The sequence below is a fragment of the Arthrobacter sp. MYb221 genome (assembly GCF_002979835.1).
Classification (GTDB): Bacteria; Actinomycetota; Actinomycetes; order Actinomycetales; family Micrococcaceae; genus Glutamicibacter.
The window spans coordinates 1-2,247 of the sequence record NZ_PCPW01000037.1 but is presented as its reverse complement, the minus strand read 5'-3'; the positions used below and the strand labels follow the sequence as shown (position 1 = coordinate 2,247).

The window sequence follows — 2,247 nt, the reverse complement described above, 5'->3', positions numbered from 1 at the left end:
TCACTACTCCATCTTCCTGCATAGGCTTTGTTCTTGTCGGCGCTGTGTAGTGCTCCGCCGGTTGATTGATGAGCCCATCACAGGAACCGAGCGAAGCTAAAGCTGTGAGCCAGGCGCAGCACGCCGGTCCAGCACGAGTACGAAGCATCGAAATGGGGTAGACGGCGCCGGGCAACTGGTGGACCTGATCCGCAAGCACTAGGAAGAGGACATACCGAAGTCGACGGTTTTGTCGATCATGAAAGAGCTGGGGATCGAGGCAAACCGATGAGTGCCTTCAAGAACACGACGGTGCGTGATCACCAGACGGGTGGCGGTTAGGACTGCGGTAATGCTACATCGAGGATTGGCGCAACCGGAAACGTCCGCATACGGCGAATGGCGGGTTGAGCGCCCAGAAACTCGACCAGCTCAATGATATTGAACTCACTGGCCAGAATTTAACTTCAATCAACGTACATACAACTCCGACAGACAGCTGCTCACGCCGGCCCTGAGCAATAAACTTTGCAATATAAGCCGTTCTGCCGCGGCGAATCCGAATCAATAAACTCGGCGTTGACGCAGCGCATATGGCAGCAATCGATACGCGCTCGGCGGTCTGCACGCATGTCCTGTACCGGCTCAGGAGTCGGAGGGCGGGCAGTGTCTATCAGCTGCACAGGCTGCAACCGAATTGTATTTAGTGTGGCGAAGGGCACCGTCGGATAGGAGCCTATCGATTGGCCCTTAGAAGCCTGGCCCTGTTATAGTTATTGAGTTATCGCAACTGCGAATGACACTGTAATTTTCCCACGGTTTGACCGTGAGGGTTAGAGTTACGGCGATCATAGCGTGGGGGAAACGCCCGGTCCCATACCGAACCCGGAAGCTAAGACCCACTGCGCCGATGGTACTGCACTCGGGAGGGTGTGGGAGAGTAGGTCATCGCCGGGCATATTTTGCCGAAGGTCCCGAGAAATATCTCGGGACCTTCGATGTTTAGGGTTATGTGCCAAAAAGTGTGTACAGATGACGCGCTGAAGTGGATTCAGCGACGCCCTCCCCACCCTTTTTGCACTCCATTACCGTCATCCCAACTGAAATGCTTGTCGTAAAGCACCGGCCCAATAGGCTCATCCTTGATGATCTTCGGCGAGGGTTTTTCAGCCCAATGCCGCTGCTGCACGAACGACCACGGATCCTTCGGGTTTTCGACGTGTCGATACAAATGCCAGCGCACGAGCGCTATCGAATGCTCCGGCGTCAGCCCTCGGTGCAGTCGTAGCTGGTCCTTGATACCCGCGTTGATACCGCCTTCGAGCGGGCTTGTGGTCCGAGGCAGCACCTCGCCCTCCAATGCCAGGTCCAACCACTGAAAAAGTTGATCCTTCTTCAAAAGGCTGTGGAAGAGTCTCTCGCCGCGGCGCAGGTTGATATGGGTGTACCACCACGTTTGATTAGGGCTGACGTACGAAGGCCGAGACTCAGACTTTCCTTTGGCATAGGTTCGTTCTTTGAGCGTGACTGCGTGCATGGACTGCCACTGATAGAACTGCTCGGTCCAGTGCTCGGCTTGTTCCTTCGTCTCAACTTTCATCAATGCCCGGGTCAAGGTAAGTAGCTGCTGACCTGGGACTGTGCGCGGGTTCAGGGTGAGGTGCTTGATCATGGTTTGACGGATATGGAAGTAGCAACGTTGGATCTTCACCTGGGGCCAGAGTGCGGTGATCACGGATTCCAGGGCACCGTTCCCGTCGATGACGGCGATCTGTGGTGGTGTCATACGTTGGAGCATGAGGGTCCACGAGGCGACCTTTTCACGGTCGCAGAACTGCCAGTCGATGATGTGAGTTCCGTTGAACGCGGTCAGGGCGCAGTAGCCGTTGAAGTAGGTGCCATCGAGCATGAGGTATCGATGTTGTTCGCCGGTTTGCTCCAGGTGTGGCTGGACTTGCCAGCACCAGGCGGTGGTGCGGTGGAAGGTGCGCCGAGGGGTTCCTAGTTCGGCGATGCTGTGTTTTCCGGTGGCCCAACGGTAGAAGCCGGTGAACTGTGTTTTGGCGATGATATCGGGGCGGGAAACAGTGCTGGACGCGCCGCAGTTCTTGCACCGCCAGCGGGTGCGTCCAGCGCCTGTTTTCCCGTTCTTGACCAGCTTGTTTCCGCATACATCACAACGGGGTTGGTTTGAACCGTCCCTGATTTGATGCCGCTGTCTTTCGAGAGAAAGATAGAAACCATGCCCAAGAAGTATCCTGCCGAAGT

At 55.9% G+C, this 2,247-nt stretch carries 1 protein-coding gene, 1 rRNA gene and 1 pseudogene; 2 read left to right on the top strand and 1 reads right to left on the bottom strand.

Annotated features, from left to right (window positions below; all coding sequences use genetic code 11):
* Positions 1 to 68: 68 nt before the first annotated feature.
* Together CQ015_RS18575 and rrf are read left to right on the top strand one after the other, a co-directional pair.
* Positions 69 to 306: pseudogene (locus CQ015_RS18575) on the top strand (IS3 family transposase); the annotation flags it as partial.
* Between the two features lie 513 nt (positions 307 to 819).
* Positions 820 to 936 (top strand): 5S ribosomal RNA (gene rrf / locus CQ015_RS18570).
* Positions 937 to 1,030: 94 nt separating this feature from the next.
* On the opposite strand, the gene CQ015_RS18565 is transcribed toward rrf, so the two are convergent.
* The coding region (locus CQ015_RS18565) for an IS1249 family transposase (RefSeq protein ID WP_374955702.1) at positions 1,031 to 2,247 on the bottom strand (1,217 nt) is incomplete at its 5' end.